The organism is Paenibacillus hebaui (genome assembly GCF_051934385.1).
Taxonomy (GTDB): domain Bacteria; phylum Bacillota; class Bacilli; order Paenibacillales; family Paenibacillaceae; genus Paenibacillus.
The window spans coordinates 3,507,677-3,524,490 of the sequence record NZ_CP196836.1; the positions used below are offsets into that span (position 1 = coordinate 3,507,677).

At 45.3% G+C, this 16,814-nt stretch carries 10 protein-coding genes; 7 read left to right on the forward strand and 3 right to left on the reverse strand.

The features are described 5' to 3' along the window. The first annotated feature begins 13 nt into the window (after positions 1-13). A complete protein-coding gene (cydD, locus tag ACR32F_RS15425; protein WP_440119882.1) occupies positions 14-1,801 on the forward strand; it encodes a thiol reductant ABC exporter subunit CydD in 1,788 nt (595 codons plus the stop codon). Continuing rightward, the gene (gene cydC, locus ACR32F_RS15430) at positions 1,798-3,525 is read left to right on the forward strand and encodes a thiol reductant ABC exporter subunit CydC (RefSeq protein ID WP_440119552.1); all 1,728 of its coding nucleotides are present in this window, start codon (positions 1,798-1,800) and stop codon (positions 3,523-3,525) included. Before cydD ends, cydC begins: the two co-directional genes overlap by 4 nt. Before the next feature lie 149 nt (positions 3,526-3,674). Here cydC and ACR32F_RS15435 read toward each other — a convergent pair whose 3' ends face one another. Beyond that, the gene (locus tag ACR32F_RS15435) at positions 3,675-4,193 is read right to left on the reverse strand and encodes a DUF3231 family protein (RefSeq protein WP_440119553.1); all 519 of its coding nucleotides are present in this window, start codon (positions 4,191-4,193) and stop codon (positions 3,675-3,677) included. A gap of 227 nt (positions 4,194-4,420) precedes the next feature. Between ACR32F_RS15435 and ACR32F_RS15440 the strand changes: the two genes are divergently transcribed. The 3 genes from ACR32F_RS15440 to ACR32F_RS15450 all read left to right on the forward strand — a co-directional run bounded on the left by ACR32F_RS15440 (position 4,421) and on the right by ACR32F_RS15450 (position 7,626). Then, positions 4,421-4,690, forward strand: coding sequence for a WGxxGxxG family protein (locus ACR32F_RS15440; RefSeq protein WP_440119554.1), 270 nt, complete (start codon positions 4,421-4,423; stop codon positions 4,688-4,690). A gap of 351 nt (positions 4,691-5,041) precedes the next feature. Further along, positions 5,042-5,755, forward strand: a complete 714-nt coding sequence (gene bglS, locus ACR32F_RS15445; RefSeq protein ID WP_440119555.1) for a beta-glucanase — start codon at positions 5,042-5,044, stop codon at positions 5,753-5,755. A 185-nt stretch (positions 5,756-5,940) separates the two neighbouring features. Beyond that, complete coding sequence (locus ACR32F_RS15450; protein ID WP_440119556.1) at positions 5,941-7,626, forward strand: extracellular solute-binding protein; 1,686 nt, start codon at positions 5,941-5,943, stop codon at positions 7,624-7,626. A 139-nt stretch (positions 7,627-7,765) separates the two neighbouring features. Here the strand turns inward: ACR32F_RS15450 and ACR32F_RS15455 are convergent, their stop codons facing one another. Then, entirely contained in the window at positions 7,766-9,406 is a 1,641-nt protein-coding gene (locus tag ACR32F_RS15455; protein ID WP_440119557.1) for a response regulator transcription factor, read from the reverse strand. A 12-nt stretch (positions 9,407-9,418) separates the two neighbouring features. Continuing rightward, positions 9,419-11,128: a sensor histidine kinase gene (locus ACR32F_RS15460; RefSeq protein ID WP_440119558.1), complete on the reverse strand. Its 1,710-nt coding sequence runs from the start codon at positions 11,126-11,128 to the stop codon at positions 9,419-9,421. 214 nt (positions 11,129-11,342) lie between these two features. Between ACR32F_RS15460 and ACR32F_RS15465 the strand changes: the two genes are divergently transcribed. Both ACR32F_RS15465 and licT read left to right on the forward strand, forming a co-directional pair. Then, positions 11,343-15,800: a carbohydrate binding domain-containing protein gene (locus ACR32F_RS15465; RefSeq protein WP_440119559.1), complete on the forward strand. Its 4,458-nt coding sequence runs from the start codon at positions 11,343-11,345 to the stop codon at positions 15,798-15,800. 123 nt (positions 15,801-15,923) lie between these two features. Further along, a complete protein-coding gene (gene licT, locus ACR32F_RS15470) occupies positions 15,924-16,772 on the forward strand; it encodes a BglG family transcription antiterminator LicT (protein WP_440119560.1) in 849 nt (282 codons plus the stop codon). Positions 16,773-16,814: the final 42 nt, after the last annotated feature.

Sequence of the window (16,814 nt, forward strand, 5' to 3'; positions counted from 1 at the left end):
GATCTCTCAGCAAATGTCTTTACAACGAAAAAACAGGCTTCTCCTAGCCGTCATTTCGCTGGCGCTTGGTGTAGCTATTGTAAGTCAGGCCGCATTGGTGGCTGAAGCAGTCCAACGAATTTTTGTAGAGGGAGCTTCCTTCTCATCGGTGATGCTGTTGCTCGGCATCTTGTTGGCTGTTATGGCTATACGCACATTGTTGTCTTATGGAAACGGGAAAGTGGGCTTGCATATGGCTGCCCGTGCCAAGACGAATATGCGAGCATCTGTATTGCAGAACCTGACCCGCGCTTCCATGCCTTCAACCCTTCGTGGACAGACGGGAGGAAAGGTCAGTGTTGCATTGGATGCTGTGGACGAAGCTGACAGTTATTTCAGTCAGTATATGCCGCGTATGATGGAAGCTGCGATGATCCCGATTCTGATTCTGGTCGTTACGTTTACTCAGCACGCCAACACAGGCTTCATTATGCTGTTTACGGCACCGTTTATCCCGTTGTTCATGATTTTGGTGGGACTCCAGACAAAGAACAAGTCAGAAGAGAAATATGCGCAACTGGCCGAGTTTTCCGGTACGTTTCTGGATTCGCTTCAAGGGCTGGTTACGTTGAAAATATTCGGACGGGCTAAACGTCAGCAGCAGGAGATTGAACGCAGCAGTCTGGGTTATCGTGATGCGACAATGGGCATTTTGAAGATTGCGTTTACGAACACCTTTATGCTGGAATCGATCGTGATGTTAAGCATCGGTATTGTCGCGCTCGAACTGGCCATCCAGTTACTTGTTTTCAAATCGATGACCTTCCACACGGCCTTTCTCGTGTTGTTGCTCGTTCCCGAGTTTTACAGCCTGTTGAAGAATACAGGAACGGCTTTTCACAGCGGGCGAACCAGTATGGGGGCGATTCGCAAGGTGGAGCAGATGCTTGCGGAAACAAGTAGCACAAGCATGCCAACCCTAGATGAGAAAGCCGAAAAGGGTACACATACCAGCGATACAAACGATCTGATGGTGCAGCAGGAAGGGTTGCGTACAGCTCGTGCCGCACTGATTCCAATGCCACCGACCATTGAACTGGACCATGTCCGGTTCCAGTACGCACCTGATTCCTTTGGACTTGAGACAGGACGGATCTTCCTTGGGCCTGGAGAACAGATCGCTATTGTTGGCAAAAGTGGCTCAGGTAAAACAACGTTGCTTCATCTGATTGCTGGTTTGCTGAAACCTGATTCGGGGGAGGTTCTGGTAAATGGAAGTCCGCTGTCTGGATTTACGGAGGCCGCCTGGTTCGAACAGGTTAGCTACATTACACAGCATCCGTATATTTTTGCAGGTACATTTGCTGAGAATATTGCGATTGGCGTGGGTCGGAACGTATCCAGGGCTGAAATGGAGCAGGCGGTAGAGGAAGCCGGACTTACTGGAGTTATCGCTCAATTAGAGCAAGGATTGGATACCTTTGTTGGTGAAGGAGGCAGGGGGCTGTCTGGTGGGGAAAAGCAACGCCTTGCCTTGGCTCGCGCTTTTTTGAAGCGACCTGCCATCATTTTGTTTGATGAACCCACTGTGGGACTGGATTTGCACACCGAGCGGGTACTGCAACGATCCATTGCGTCATTGGCCAAAACGGCGACGATGATTACGGTAGCTCACCGATTATATACGATTCAACATGCAGACAACATTTTGTTTATGGACAATGGGTTGTTGGTGGATTCAGGACATCATAACGGGCTTATGGAGCGTCTGCCTCAGTATGCCGAGATGGTAGATATTCAACGGAAAGGAGGATTAGCATGAATGAGCTGACAATTCTGTCAAAAGCGATGATTCAGGAGCGCAAGGATATCTTGCTTTCAATTTTAGGCGGATTCATCGCCGGCATAGCAGGTGTGGCTCTCTTTTCCGCGAGTGGGTATATGATTTCACAAACGGTATTTGCGCCACCGCTCTACACATTAATTGTACTCACCTCGATGGTCAAACTGCTCGGTTTCCTTCGAGCGGCGAGTCGGTACGGAGAACGCCTGTATTCCCACAGGGCAACGTTCTCCATGCTGAGCCGTTTGCGGACATCCTTTTTTGCCAAGCTTATTCCGTTGACTCCGGGTATATTGAACAAAAACCGAAGCGGGGATCTGCTTGCACGGATCGTTGGCGATGTGGAAAGCTTGCAAAATTACTTTTTGCGCGTGGCGTATCCACCGATTATTGTCGTTATGGTGTTCTTGGCTACAATGCTGTTCACTTCAGCCTTTTCGCTCTGGATTGCGTGCCTGTTAGTGCTAGGCATGCTGATCACGGCATTTGTTGTACCGGGAATTGTTTTGCTAGGCCAGCGGAAAATACACGGACGTGTCCGCCAGCAACGGGCTTTGCTTTCCACAGAAGTAACCGAAGTGTTGTATGGTTTCCTGGATTTGAAAGTATACGGCCAATTGGAACAGCGCGAGCAGCAGCTTCAGCAGGCTTCCGCTGCATTGGCAACGGAACAGAAACGAGCAGCATCGCACTTGCTGCGCGGGCAATCCATGCACGTTTTTGTGACGTATCTCGTTACATGGGGAGTGCTGGCACTGAGCGCCTTCTTAATTATGGATGGAGCGTTTGCTGGTGTATTCCTCGCCATGCTGATTCTGGCCACGCAGACCGTGTTCGAAGAAGCTGCGGCAATGGCTACGTTACCCTTGTATAAGCAGGATAGCGAACATGCAGCCAAACGACTGACGGAAACGGTACACACCTCCGATGTACATTCTGCTCAGCCAGGCGGGCAATTGTCTGCCGATCACGCCGTTTCAATAGAGCTATCCCGTGTTAGCTTTGATTATGAAGGAGAGTGGAGACCGGCGCTGAGGGAGTTGTCCCTGCAACTTGCAGCAGGTTCCAAAACGGCGATTGTCGGCCCAAGCGGTTCAGGAAAGTCAACGATTATTGATTTGCTGCTCAAGCTGCGTGCACCAACGTCTGGCGATATACAATTAAACGACTTTTCGGTGAAGGAACTGAATGAGGAGAGCATTTGGCAAACGGCGAATGTTGTCTTACAGCAAAGTCATTTCTTCCGGGGAACCATCCGGGATAATCTGCTGCTGAATGGAGAAGCACATTCTGACGAACAACTGTCAGCTGTGCTGGATAAAGTGCAACTGCCGAATATATCGTTGACCGATATCGTGTATGAAAAAGGGGAGAACCTGTCAGATGGCGAGAAGCAGCGGCTAGCTCTGGCACGGGCAATGGTGCGCAAAGGACGGTTATGGCTTCTGGACGAACCGACGTCTTCACTGGATTATGTCACAGAGCAACACGTATTGCAGCATCTCTTGGCACAGGCGGCCGAAGATACACTTCTCCTGATCTGTCATCGGCTTACCGGACTGGAACAGATGGATCGGATTGTCGTTATGGACCAGGGCAGGATCGTGGAAACGGGTTCCTACTCGGAGTTGATGAAGCAAGAGGGTTATTTTTATGAGATGAAGAAAATCGAGTGGCAAATGATTGGAGACGCTGGAGCGTAAAAGTATACGATATTGGATATGCTTTGATCGTAATTTGATTTTAATAATGATAAAAATTCAACAAAGAAAAAAAACAAAGAATGGAGAATAAGATCTTCTCCATCTTTGTCTCAGAATGAAATCTGACTAATGGCAAAACGTTAATGCAATTAGGCTTCGTTAGAAACGGGTCTTTTGACTTGAAGAGGTGGAGGGACAAGCCATCCCTTTTCTTTACTCATTTGAAGAATTCGTACGCCTAATGCCGTCTTGGTTACGTGATATTTGGCAAATAATGCCCCAATGTCTTCTCTGATGGATTGACCCATGACTTGACTTGCCGCAACCAATCCTAATGAGGTGTCAGCTGCCACCATAGCCGCAATCTCAGGGTCTGTGAATCTCGCGCCAGCAGGGATATCTTCCAACTTCACTGGAGGTCTTTCCGGCAAAGTTGGAGCAGGGGCAATTCCATTTTCGGTTAACAACGCATCACATTCTTTAACTTCAAGTTTGGCTTGATCCAACAAATCATTTAGAATTTTTTTTAGATCCTTGTCTCCGGCATGATTCAGGTATGCTTGATAACAGGATACTGCTCCTTTTGCTACTACGGAACATTGCCATGCACTAAAAATTTCTCCATAATGCATGGGTTCATTTTTGGGATTACCACTTAAAATGCCCATTCGTTATTCCCCTCCAAGTAATTAGTCAGTTTTACTCTCTTATGTTTTACCCTTATCAGATATTTAAACCGTAATATTAACCAAACATTTATTTCCATCACTCCTTCTAACTTAATGATCCGACAGATACAAAGTGCCAAAGAAATATTACGTATTTTAAGAATACTGAATAATGAAATGAATATGGGGAGATATTAATATCACCAAACTTTGAAGGAGGTTATTTAATGAATAAACGAGTCACAACTGTTGTTGCTTCATTATTTTTGTTTGCAGCTTTAGTTGTCCCTGCATCGGCTCAAAATGTAAACGAAGCTTCTGCTAAGGGGCAAGACAGTAACACATATCAAGACAACAGCTACAATAATAATGCTAACGCTATACGTGCTAACGCCACAGATAACGACAACGATATGGATTGGGGATGGCTTGGCTTACTAGGTTTACTAGGTCTGGCTGGCATGCGTAAAAAAGTGACAGACCACCCAAATCGGTAAAATTGCCAGGTCAAATCATCAAAATTCAAAGACCTTGAATGGATTGATTTCATTCAAGGTCTTTTTGCTGTCGAAGAGGGATTTTTGTCGAGTGACAAGAATCTAAGAATAACGAGTCCCTTCATATTCTGAGGGGGGATTTTTTTGCACTTGGCTTCATCTTTAGAAATGAATATCTATTCTTTAAAATTTGCTATAGTTAAAGCGATCCATATCCATATAAAATGGAAATACCAACCATGTAAGCGTTTTATATAAATACGCTAAGGAGATGAGATTTACCGATTTTAATCGTCGGATTGCCTACCTCAACTTCATACATGTTTGGAACTAATTATGGAGGTGTATTGGATGAAAAGGAAGGCTTGGTATACACTGGTGGTGACTGGTATAGTTTCTTTATTTTTTTCAGTAAGCGCTTTCGCGGGTTATGTTTTCTGGGAACCGTTAAGCTATTTTAATTCAAACACGTGGCAAAAAGCAGATGGTTACTCCAATGGATCCATGTTCAACTGCACTTGGCGAGCCAAAAATGTTAATTTCACGAGCGATGGTAAGCTCAAGCTGGGATTGACAAGTTCTGCAAACAATAAGTTTGATTGCGGGGAGTATCGTTCAACCAATACTTATGGGTACGGACTTTATGAAGTCAGTATGAAGCCTGCCAAAAATACGGGCGTGGTTTCTTCCTTTTTCACGTACACTGGCCCTTCTCATGGCACCCAATGGGATGAGATCGATATTGAGTTTTTAGGAAAAGACACGACAAAAGTACAGTTTAATTATTATACCAATGGTGTTGGTAATCATGAGAAGATTATCAATCTTGGCTTTGATGCATCACAAGGATTCCATACCTATAGTTTTGACTGGCAGCCAGGTCATATCAAATGGTATGTGGATGGCGTATTAAAACATACGGCTACCAACAATATTCCCAAAACACCAGGTAAGATTATGATGAATTTGTGGAATGGAACTGGTGTTGACAGCTGGCTTGGTCCTTATAATGGAGCCAATCCGTTGTACGCAGAATATGACTGGGTTAAATATACAAGTAATTAATCTTAAAATGCAGAAGCAGCCGTTCCTGAGGCTGCTTTTTTTATGACAGCAGATTTCATTTAGTCAAGCTGCACATCCAATTTCTAATATCCCAAATTAATGCAATAAATGTTGCCATAAACCTCAATCATTCATTATGATGAACTCTGTAAACAACACTACATAGACTGGGGGGGGGAACAAAGTTGGATGCAAGGAAACAAAGACGGGTAGGTGGCTTGATCATGGCAGGCATGTTGGCACTTTCAGCGATCCTGACCGGGTGCAGCAGCGGGGGTGACAAGAAAGTAGAATCAAACACACCAGCGGCAACGCTGGAGCTGAAAGATGGAAAATACAATCCACCGGTGAGCATTACGTATTTGCGGCCATGGGGCCCAGACGTCAAGTTCAAACAAGGCGAGGATCAGGATAACAATGTCCATACCCAATGGGCGAAGGAAAAGCTGGGAATCGAACTGAAAAACCAATGGATATCTCCATCCACCAACAATGCTTTCGAGACAAAGCTGCGTCTGTCTCTTGCCTCGAATACGGAAATGCCGGATATTATTTCGTATCGTGGTGAACTCAATCTGGTACGCGAATTAATTGAATCGGGTAAATTTATCGATGCTGGCGAGTTATTTGATAAATATGCCAGCGATACATGGAAGGAAGCCGTTAACGAAGATCCTTCGGTATGGTATCCATATATGCAAGACGGCAAACGAATTGGTATTCCCATTCTGGATTACTCCTATAATGGTGATCCTGTCATGTGGATTCGGGAAGACTGGATGAAGAAGTTTGACTTGAAAGCACCGAAAACTATAGATGATCTTGAAGTACTTATGGAAACGTTTACGAATCAGGACCCGGATGGAAATGGAAAGAAGGATACGTTCGGACTGACCATCGGATTCAAGAACTGGTTAAACACCTGGATGTCTGATGCAGGATGGATCTTCGGCGCATATGGCACAATGCCCAACCAATGGAATCTGACGAAAGATGGCACTCTGGAATACGGATCAGTTACACCAGGAGCGAAGCAAGCTCTGGCAAAATTACAAAGCTGGATGAGCAAAGGCTATATCCCGGAAGAAGTTGGCGTCTATGACGAGACGAAGGCAGCCGAAGAATTCACTGCCGGAAAGGCAGGAATTGTGGTGGGTCCTCACTGGATGCCATCCTGGCCGCTGGAGGATGTGAAGAGAAACATTCCAGAAGCTGAATTCAAGGTATATCCTATTCCTTCAGGTCCTAATGGCAAAGCAGGCAGACATGGGACGCCAAACGAGAATGGTGTTGTTCTGATTAACAAAGACATGAAGCATCCAGAAGCTTTCTTCACCTATCAGAATTATCTATTCGATCATTATGCTAATCCAAAAGTAGGCGATGAGTTTGAGCATGGATTCGCTGAAGGATACGATTATGTTATGGTCGACAGTAATTCATCCACCGATATAAGTCTTACAGGCGGTTATGCTCCCGAAAAATATACGTTGACCTTTGATGGAGCACGGATTCCAAGTCTTAATATGATCACGCTGACGAAGCTGGCAAATGGTGAATCGCCAACAACACCATTTGAGCAAAAGTTGAAATCAGGTATACCCGCAGCTATGGTAGAAGCAGCCAAAATTGTTCTGGATCAAAAGGACATCGTTCTCAAGCAAATGTTTACGGGTGCGCCTACGATGACCATGCAGATGAACAATGATATTTTGACCAAAATGGAGAAGGATACCTTCTCACAGATCATCTACGGTAAAACTTCTGTTGATGCGTTCGACTCATTTGTAGAGAAGTGGAAGTCCTCTGGCGGGGACCAAATCACCAAAGAAGTAAACGAGTGGTATGAGTCCGTGAAAAGTGGAAAATAATAAGCGGCAGGGCATTGAATTCATTCATCACAGCCACATTCGCAATGAAGGCATCGCAGGAGATATCTCCGGCAATGCCTCTTTGTGCGGTTTCGATAAGATTAGAAGCCGCCTGGATTTCAGGCTGGTGCAACGTCAATTAAACAGGCAGGTTTTCACGATATTCTTGCGGAGTAACGTCATAATATTTTTTGAATACACGAATGAAATACGCAGTATTGTTGTAACCGACAAGCTCGGCAATTTCAAATACCTTGGTTGTTGAAGTACGTAAATAATATGCTGCCTTTTCCATTCTTAATCTGTACACATATGCAGTAAGGGCCTCTCCCGTTTCCGCCTTGTAGACCTTGGACAAATATACAGGGTGGAGGTGTACATGATCGGCAATCGCGGGCAAGGATACGTCAGATGCCAAATGCAGATCCACAAAAATTTTAACGCTACGAACAATGGTGCTGTGATTATCCTTCAGCTCTTGTTCAGCATCGTCGCGGATGTAATGGAGCGTGCGAATGGACCAGTCCTGCAATTGCTGTGCAGTAGAGTAGATGGGAGCTTGAAAGTAACGATAGGACTCCGCTGGCATTAAAGAAGATATTTGCTTGCCGTTTTTATGAATGATGTAAGCAAAGGCTCCAGCTATAGCAAAATACACCTCAATCGTTGACTCTGCGATATCATGCTGCTCGTTCGAAAGCAGCAGCTCCTCAAAAATGTGCTCGATTTTCTGTTCTACATCCTCAAAGCGTCCTGCTTCCAACAGGCTAATTAACGTTGGCGGCTGATAGAGAGATCTGAGCATATGAAGAGGATTGACATCTGTTTCATCAGAGGCTGTCACAAACAAGCCTTGAACTTGACCCATCCGTTTACGCATGGACATGACGGTTCGATCATAAATTTCTCCAATGTCGTAAGGAAACGTTCCCCAGTTAGAAACCGAAATCGAAATGGCACCTTTCAAGTACAACTGAACATTCGTTTGAATTTGGGCAGCGTACTGTTCAAGCAGCGTCTGAGGAGTTTCGTCTTTGTTATAGCTCATCGTGGCTGATTGCCTCATGCTGACCAGAACAACGATGTAATCATGGACATCTCGCGTATGCCAGATATGAAAATGACTATGCATAACTTCACTAATGATGTTGCAAATGGCATATTCCATCAGAGCCAGGTCACTCTGGACCATCGCCGATAGATGTTTCTCCATGCGAATTATCAGCATGCCGAGATCCTCGCCCACCGAATAGGGCAGTTCTAACAGTTCAAGCTTGTCCGCCAGCGTTTCTGGGTTATAGATTTTTCCGGTCAACAGCTCATTGAGCATTGTGGATTGCAGCAAAGGCAGATTATCCTGAAAAGCGTGCAAGGCTTTTTGATGGGAAGCCGCCGTTTCCCATCTTTGCTTGATTCGATTAACGAGACGTTGAACCGATTCGATCAGATCTTCATCACTAACAGGTTTCAGCAAATAATCGAAGCTTTCCTGCGTAATCGCCTGCTTGGCATATTCAAAATCGGCGTAGCCCGATAACAGAATGGTCTGCACATGCGGCCACTTTTCGTGGATCGCCGTAATAAGTTCAATGCCTGACATTTCGGGCATACGGATATCGGTAATGACAATGTCAATGTCGTGATTTTCCATCATTTCGAGAGCTACAGCCCCGGATAATGCTTCATGAACCGTGCCGATCCCGCAGCTTTCCCACGGAATGGTCTCGGCTAACGTTTCTACAACTGAACGTTCATCGTCCACTAATAATATTTGCAGCATTGGGTACTTCACCTACTTGTTTGTATTGTCGTGCCATATGATGTTGACTTTAACGCCACCTAATGAAGAATGGTCATAGGCCAATCCTGCTGCCTCACCGTACATAAAGGTTAACCGCTGATGGACATTCCATGTGCCGCAGCCCATGTTCTCATCGAGTGGTTTGAGCAGATCACATTTCAGTTGATCCAACTGTTCGTCGGACATGCCAAGTCCACTGTCTTCCACCGTAATGGAATATACATTATCCTTAAATTCGGCGTAGATCTTGATCTCGCCGTTCTCAGATCGAGGCTCAAGACCATGAATAATAGCGTTTTCAATGATGGGCTGAAGTGTCAGTCTGGGCACCGTTTTATTTAAAATAGCATGGGGCACATCGATTGTAAATTGCATTCGCTCCAGCCTGAGAGACTGGATCTCCAGATAATTTTTGACCATGTTCAATTCCTCACGAATGGTTGCCAAGTCTTTCTCAGACCTTGTTATGTACCGGTAATACTCCCCCAGATTCAGTGCCATGGCTACCACGGCTTTTTCATTTTTCATCCTCGCCATATTTTTAATATAAAACAGACAGTTATACAGAAAATGGGGATTAATCTGGGACTGTAGCTGTTTTAGCGTAGCTTCTCTGCTCCGCAATTTCTCCTCGTATACATTCTCAATCAGCTCCTGAATCCGCTGCGCCATGATGTTGAAACGGGCGAACAGCAGGCTGAATTCGTTGCGGGCCGTGTAGTTCAGACGAACTGAAAAATCCCCGGTGGATAAACGGTTTGTTCCTCTCACCAACTGAAGAAGCGGGAGCTGGACGCTGCGATAGAGCGTATACAAAACAACAATGCTCATCACAATCAGAACGGCAATGGATGCGTAAAATAGATTTCGGCTGCTTGTAATGGGTCCTAATATTTGCTGCATGGGAACGTAGTCAACATAATACCAGCCCAGACTCTTGGATTGAATATAGGAAACGTAATATTCCGTTTGATCCAGTGTGATGCCAAAGCCGCCTTTGGCTTGCAATTTTGCTTCTTTCAGTGAAGGCAGGATCGCATTCAAGGTATTCTCGGAGGTGCTATTGCTGATTAAGCCATAATCAGGGTGAAACATGAAAGGATCACCATTGTTATTTAGCTTGTTTTGATTGAGTAGTGATAATAAATGATGGACAGGAAAGCTTATTTTGGTTATTAATTTGGCTTTACCGGGTTTAGCCATCGCGGTGGTTGGCTCGGTCGTGTACCAGATAAAACGGTTATTTGCATACGTCCATGACTGCGAGAGTGGTTCGTTAAATTCATCTTCCTTGTAAGGAATCTGCGCATAATAGTCGGTTGAAATTACTTTTTGCATGCGTGGGAAATACAGGGTGATGGTCGAGTGCCATTTGCTTGCTGCGTTGTACAGATTCATTTTTTCCAGTATGGCACTGCCTGCTTTCACGCGTTCGTAGGGAACATCTTTGTAGTCGGGGCGCTGATATTCCTGAATGCTGGAATCCTGTCCGATCGAAACTCCGTAAAGAGACAATTGGTAAATGTTGGATTCTACAGAGTCGGCAAACGTGGATAGATGATTCATGGTGTTGTTCTGGATTTCATGTTCAATAACGCGCACACTTTCTCTATTCGAGTAGGTGTATAGGAACAGCACCAGAATAAGCAGTATTACAAATAACAATGTAATTTTGGTGAAAACATTCAAACGGCTGAGCAAAGTGTAACCTCCTCAAATCTCATTAAAATAAGGATATCGTTGTTGCAATATTAGGATATAGATTGCAAATTTCCATTGCTATAATTTTAATATACAAGTTCACGATGACTTGTAAAATACAAATTTTCAGAACATGGAGTTATAGGAATCGTCATGGGAGCAGTTAAAGAAGAGAACAACCAGGGAAAGATAACAGACCTGAGGGGGAAGTAAGATGAGAAAAGGAATGGCAAGTATAGTTGCAGGGTGTTTAGTGGCTTCACTCGTTTTGCCTGCATTTGCTGGCGCAGAAAGTTTACAGGGGCAAGCGGAAAAGGGGAACATTCAAGCGAAAAGCCTGCAATCCGCTGTTACCTATGAAGACCTGACCGGGCATTGGTCGCAGTCCGCAGTCACCCGGATGCAAGATTTAGCATTATTACAAGGCTATGCGGATGGTACGTTTAAGCCGAATCAGGTGATTAGCCGAGCGGAGTTTGTCATGATTTTGGATCGTGCTTTTGGCTTCACGGGTGGAGCGGTGTCGAATTCATTTGCAGACCTGACCTCAGGGGATTGGTACTATGATGCGATGACACGTGCGCACGGGTCAGGCATTATCCAGGGAACAGATCAGGAACATTTGTCCCCCAAACAGCCTATAACTCGTCAGGATGCAGCCGTAATGGTGGATCGTGCTTTTCAACTCTCAACCGGAATGGAAGAGGATCGGGAACTTTTGAAGTTTCAAGATGCGAATGATGTTTCCAGTTATGCAGCGAAAGCGCTTAATTATTTAGTCAGTGAACATATTATAAAAGGATACCAAGGCAAATTAAATCCCAAATCCCCAATCACACGCGCCGAGACGGCTGGGTTATTGTCTGCCATGATTGCGGATGTCAAAAGCTCCCCTGGTACACATGAATCTCGGGTCGAGGGTAACTTGATTGTGCGAACGTCCAATACGACGTTGAAAAACACAGTCGTGAACGGAAACCTGTTGCTTACTGAGGGAATTGGGGATGGCTCAGTTGTGCTACAGGGAGTAACGGTTACTGGCTCTGTCATCGTTAAAGGGGGAGGCAGACATTCGATCGACATCAGCAACTCCAAGCTGAATCGAGTCGTTATTGACAAAAGCGGAGAACCCGTCAGAATTGCCATTGCGGAAGGAAGCAACATACAAGAGATGATCGTAAAGCAAAAAGCCATCATAGAACTATCTGCAAATAGCTTGATCGATTCGCTGACAGTACTTCAGGAAGCGCATCAGACCCAGATTGATTCGAAGGGTAAGATTAAAAATCTAAGTGTGGATGCGAGCGACGTTGTGATTAATGGAGAGAAAGTAAAATCAGGATGGCGTGCATCCATGACGGGAGAAGCTGAACAACCCGCTTCGTCTCAGCCCGGTAATTCAACGAATGCGGGAAATACCCCAACCGAATCTGCTCCGGGCGGGCAAACGCCAACAACACCATCAACGCCAAGCAATCCGTCAGGTGAAAAGCCGATTCCAGCAACGACGATTCCCCATGATCAATGGGATCTTGTCTGGAATGATGAATTCAACGGATCAGCGGTTGATTCTTCCAAATGGACTGTGCAGGATACGGGACTGGTCTATAACAATGAATTGCAATATTACAGCCCGGATAATACACGCATTGTGAAGGATAAGGATCGAAGCGTGCTGCAAATCGAAGCGAAACGGGATCAGAAAAACGGTAAAGATTACTCCTCCGGCAAATTGATTTCCATGGGGAAAGGCGACTGGACATACGGCAAGGTGGTTGTTCGTGCGAAGCTCCCTGTAGAAAAAGGCATGTGGCCAGCCATTTGGATGATGCCGACAGATGAAGCGCATTATGGAGGATGGCCTGCGTCTGGAGAAATTGACATTATGGAGCTAATCGGTGGGAAAGAGAGCAGCAACAAGGTATATAGCACATTGCATTATGACGCCGTAAAGCCTGATGGTTCTCATGGACACAATCAGGGCAGTCTCACGCTACCGGAAGGAGAATCCTTCGCTGACGATTATCATGATTTCCAGGTAGAGTGGCTTCCGGGCATGATTCGTTTCTATGTGGATGGCAAGCTGCATCATGAAGTGACCAACTGGCAGACAAAGGCTGCGGGTCAGCCGGAATATTATACTTTTCCTGCACCATTTGATCGTCCATTTTATCTGATTCTGAATTTGGCAGTTGGAGGAGACTGGCCGGGATCACCGGAAAGCGAATTTACTTCAGAAGCGATGAATGTTGATTTTGTTCGTGTGTACTCTTACAAAAACTTAAACCAATGGCCTGATGTAACCACGAATCCTATTGAGCCTGAATCACAGCGTGAACCACAAGCCGATGGCAACCAGATCTATAATGATCAGTTTACAGAAGGTTCTGCTTCCAATGGTGTTCCTCTTCAATGGCAGTTCATTACAAATGCTGGCGGAGCCGGAGATGTTAGCGTTGTGGAGGATGAGCAAAAAGGAAAAGCAGCGAAGGTAAGCATTACACAAGCCGGAACTGAGAATTATTCGGTTCAGCTCACACAGATGCCGATCTACGTCAAGAAAAACAAAAAATACAAGATTCAGTTTGATGCTAAAGCATCCGCTGACCGTTCAATCCGTTCCAAAGTGACCCAATTCGAAAAAGGCTGGACGAACTATTCAGGAGAGCATTCCTTTGACCTGACGACGAATTGGAAATCCTACGAATATACGTTCAACATGCGGGATGGCTCCGATAATAATGCCAGATTCGAGTTTAATTTGGGGCTGGATGATAAATCCGTTCTGCTTGCCAATGCTCGACTGATCGAGATCGGTGAGGCTGATCCGTTGATTGCGGAGCGCAAAGCACTGCCTGATGGCAATTTCATCTTCAATGGAACGTTTGATCAAGGCAAGGAACGTCTGGGATTCTGGTCAAGCAGCATTCAGGAAAGTGCTACAGCCAAGATTAGCGTAAATAACTTTTCGAAATTCCCGATTATGGAGCGCCAACTGGTTGTTGATGTGACACAAACGAATGGCGATCCTGAGCAGGTTGCGGTAACCCAACCGGATATGAAGCTGGAGGCAAATACAACATACGGCTTCTCCTTTGATGCTAAGGCTGATACCCCACGGAGCATGAACATGGATCTCATCAGCAGTGACGGACATTCCGTTCAGGTGCATCAGGGCCAGAATCTTCAGCTTGGACAGGAGATGAAGACGTATACCGGAGAAATCATGATTGGCGATGGCGTATCCACTGTGAACGCCGAGCTTAGACTATTGTTCGGAAGCTCCAAAGGCACAGCTTATGTAGACAATGTTCGTTTGACGAAACGCGGTAAACCTGTATCGGTCAATGGCTACGCACACGTGCCTGCAACCGAAGCCTGGAACATGCAAGGCTTGCAGTTGGAGAACTCCGATGAAGGAGGCAAACATGTCAGTTACATGGATAAAGGGGATCTGTTGCAATACAAGATCGATGTAGCGAAGGATGGTGTTTACGCCCTGTCTGCCCGAATGGCCAGTGGAAAAAGCGATTCGAGCGTTCGTTTCAGCATCAAAGACGAACAAGGCACAATTGTTGCACAATCTGATCTCAATCTCGGGGATACAGGTGGATGGCAGACTTACAAAACAGTATACTTCCCGGCAGTTTCCTTAGCGGCAGGAAAGCAATATTATATTGATTTTGAAGGCGAGAACTATAATACTCGCTGGGTGGATATTTCAAAGAGTAAAGTTCAAAATGGAGAACTTGCAACAGACGGAAATCGTTGGGAGCTGATCCCCAACGTTCTGACAGCCACTTATACAGAGAATGCAGGCATTACGATTGACTTGCCAGACACGAGCACGAATTGGTGGGATGCCTTGCTGCAACAAAGAGAGATCGAGCTTGAAGCAGGAAAAACGTATCGGCTCACATTTGAAGCATCGGCATCTAGTCCCAAAAAAATGCAAGCCGTAATCTCGCAGAGCACTGGAGACTATACGAAGTATATGGATCAGGAAGTAGGGCTAACCGATAGCAAACAGCAGTATGCTTATACATTTACAATGGGGGATACCTCGGATGCCGCAGCAGTGCTTGCATTTGGCTTGGGTTCTCCAGCATCCACTGGTCCACATACAATGTCCATCCAAAATGTGTTGTTATTTGAGGTCAATCCGACTGCAGACCAAGGAGGACAGCCCGCTCATGTGAATCTGATTCCGAATGGGGATTTATCCAAAGGAAGTGAAGGTTGGTTTACCTATGCAGATGGGGACTCCAAAAACCTGGAGATGAACGTTAGTAATCAGCAGCTTCAGGCTAAAATCGGGAATGCAGGACAGAATCCATGGGACCGTCAAGTCATCAACGAAGGATTTGGCATTCAGCAAGGTTTCAAATACAAGCTGACGTTTAAGGCCAAATCCGAAAAGCCTCGAAAATTGGGCCTGGGCATCGGATGGGTTGACGCAGCAGCGAATTATGAATGGCATGGTTTCTATGGACAGAGGGTGGATCTGATCAACGAAGAACAAGCGTTCACCTTCACATTTGATGCAACAGAAGAAAGCTATCCGAATACTCGAATTTCATTTGACATGGGCAATATTTCAGGTGCAGAGGATGGGGATACAACCATTACGTTGTCTGACGTAAGCTTGATCAATATGGGTCCTGTTCAATAGCTGAAAACTTAATAAGGCGTGTCACTGATTCGATCAGGCACCACCACAGTCTGGATTTCACAAGTGTATGCTTGTGTTTGTAGACAATGGTGGTGCTTTTTTCATATAGGGGGTGAAGGCAGCATGAAATTCAAAAAGTCACTAAATAACAACATCGCCCTTGCTGAAGATGACGAAGGTTGCGAAGTCATTGTCATAGGTACTGGCATTGGTTTCAAAAAAGCTAAAGGGCAATCCCTTGATCGCGACCAGATCCAGAAAATGTTCAGAATTGGAGCCAATGACAAATACCAGCGGATCGAGCAATTTTTCAACGACATTCCTCTGCAAGTCATTGATATAACCGATCAGATTATTGAAATAGGTCAGGAGAGGATTGGGAAAAAGCTTAACGATTCAATCCTGTTAACCCTTGCAGATCATATTCATTTTGCACTGGAACGCCATAAAATCGGTATGGATGTGCAGAACCCCCTTCACTGGGACATTCGGCATCTGTATCCTGTGGAATATAGTGTAGGCGAACAAGCCGTGAACCGGATAAACGAAGCTTTTCAAGTGGCGATGTCCCATAGTGAAGCAAGTTCCATCGCACTCCACTTCGTGAATTCGCAAATTGATTCAGGCAGCATGAACCAAACGATTAAAATTACGAAGATAATCAATGATAGCCTGGAGATCATGTCCCACCATTTCGGCATCGCGCTGGATCAGGAATCTGTGAACTATTCCAGATTCATCACCCATTTGCGTTACTTCATCGTCCGCCAAATGAACCGGGAGGTACTTTCGTTCAATGATCAGCATTTTTTGTATGACGTGTTGTCGGAAAGGTATCCTTCCAGCTTCCAATGTGCGCAAAAAATAAAGGAGTTTATGGAACGGCAGCATGAGTTCACCATTACTCCGGATGAGATGGTTTACCTAATGATTCACATCGAGAGAGTGACGTCGCATTCCGATGCGGACTGAACATCGCGTTTGAATAAGAATTGAATATGGAGTGTTACTGAT

Bases quoted from the DNA above. Each gene is read 5' to 3' on its own strand.
- ACR32F_RS15455 (WP_440119557.1), bottom strand. From the start codon at position 9,406: ATGCTGCAAATATTATTAGTGGACGATGAACGTTCAGTTGTAGAAACG.
- ACR32F_RS15435 (WP_440119553.1), bottom strand. From the start codon at position 4,193: ATGGGCATTTTAAGTGGTAATCCCAAAAATGAACCCATGCATTATGGA.
- cydD (WP_440119882.1), top strand. From the start codon at position 14: ATGTCTTTACAACGAAAAAACAGGCTTCTCCTAGCCGTCATTTCGCTG.
- ACR32F_RS15465 (WP_440119559.1), top strand. From the start codon at position 11,343: ATGAGAAAAGGAATGGCAAGTATAGTTGCAGGGTGTTTAGTGGCTTCA.
- licT (WP_440119560.1), top strand. From the start codon at position 15,924: ATGAAATTCAAAAAGTCACTAAATAACAACATCGCCCTTGCTGAAGAT.
- bglS (WP_440119555.1), top strand. From the start codon at position 5,042: ATGAAAAGGAAGGCTTGGTATACACTGGTGGTGACTGGTATAGTTTCT.
- ACR32F_RS15440 (WP_440119554.1), top strand. From the start codon at position 4,421: ATGAATAAACGAGTCACAACTGTTGTTGCTTCATTATTTTTGTTTGCA.
- cydC (WP_440119552.1), top strand. From the start codon at position 1,798: ATGAATGAGCTGACAATTCTGTCAAAAGCGATGATTCAGGAGCGCAAG.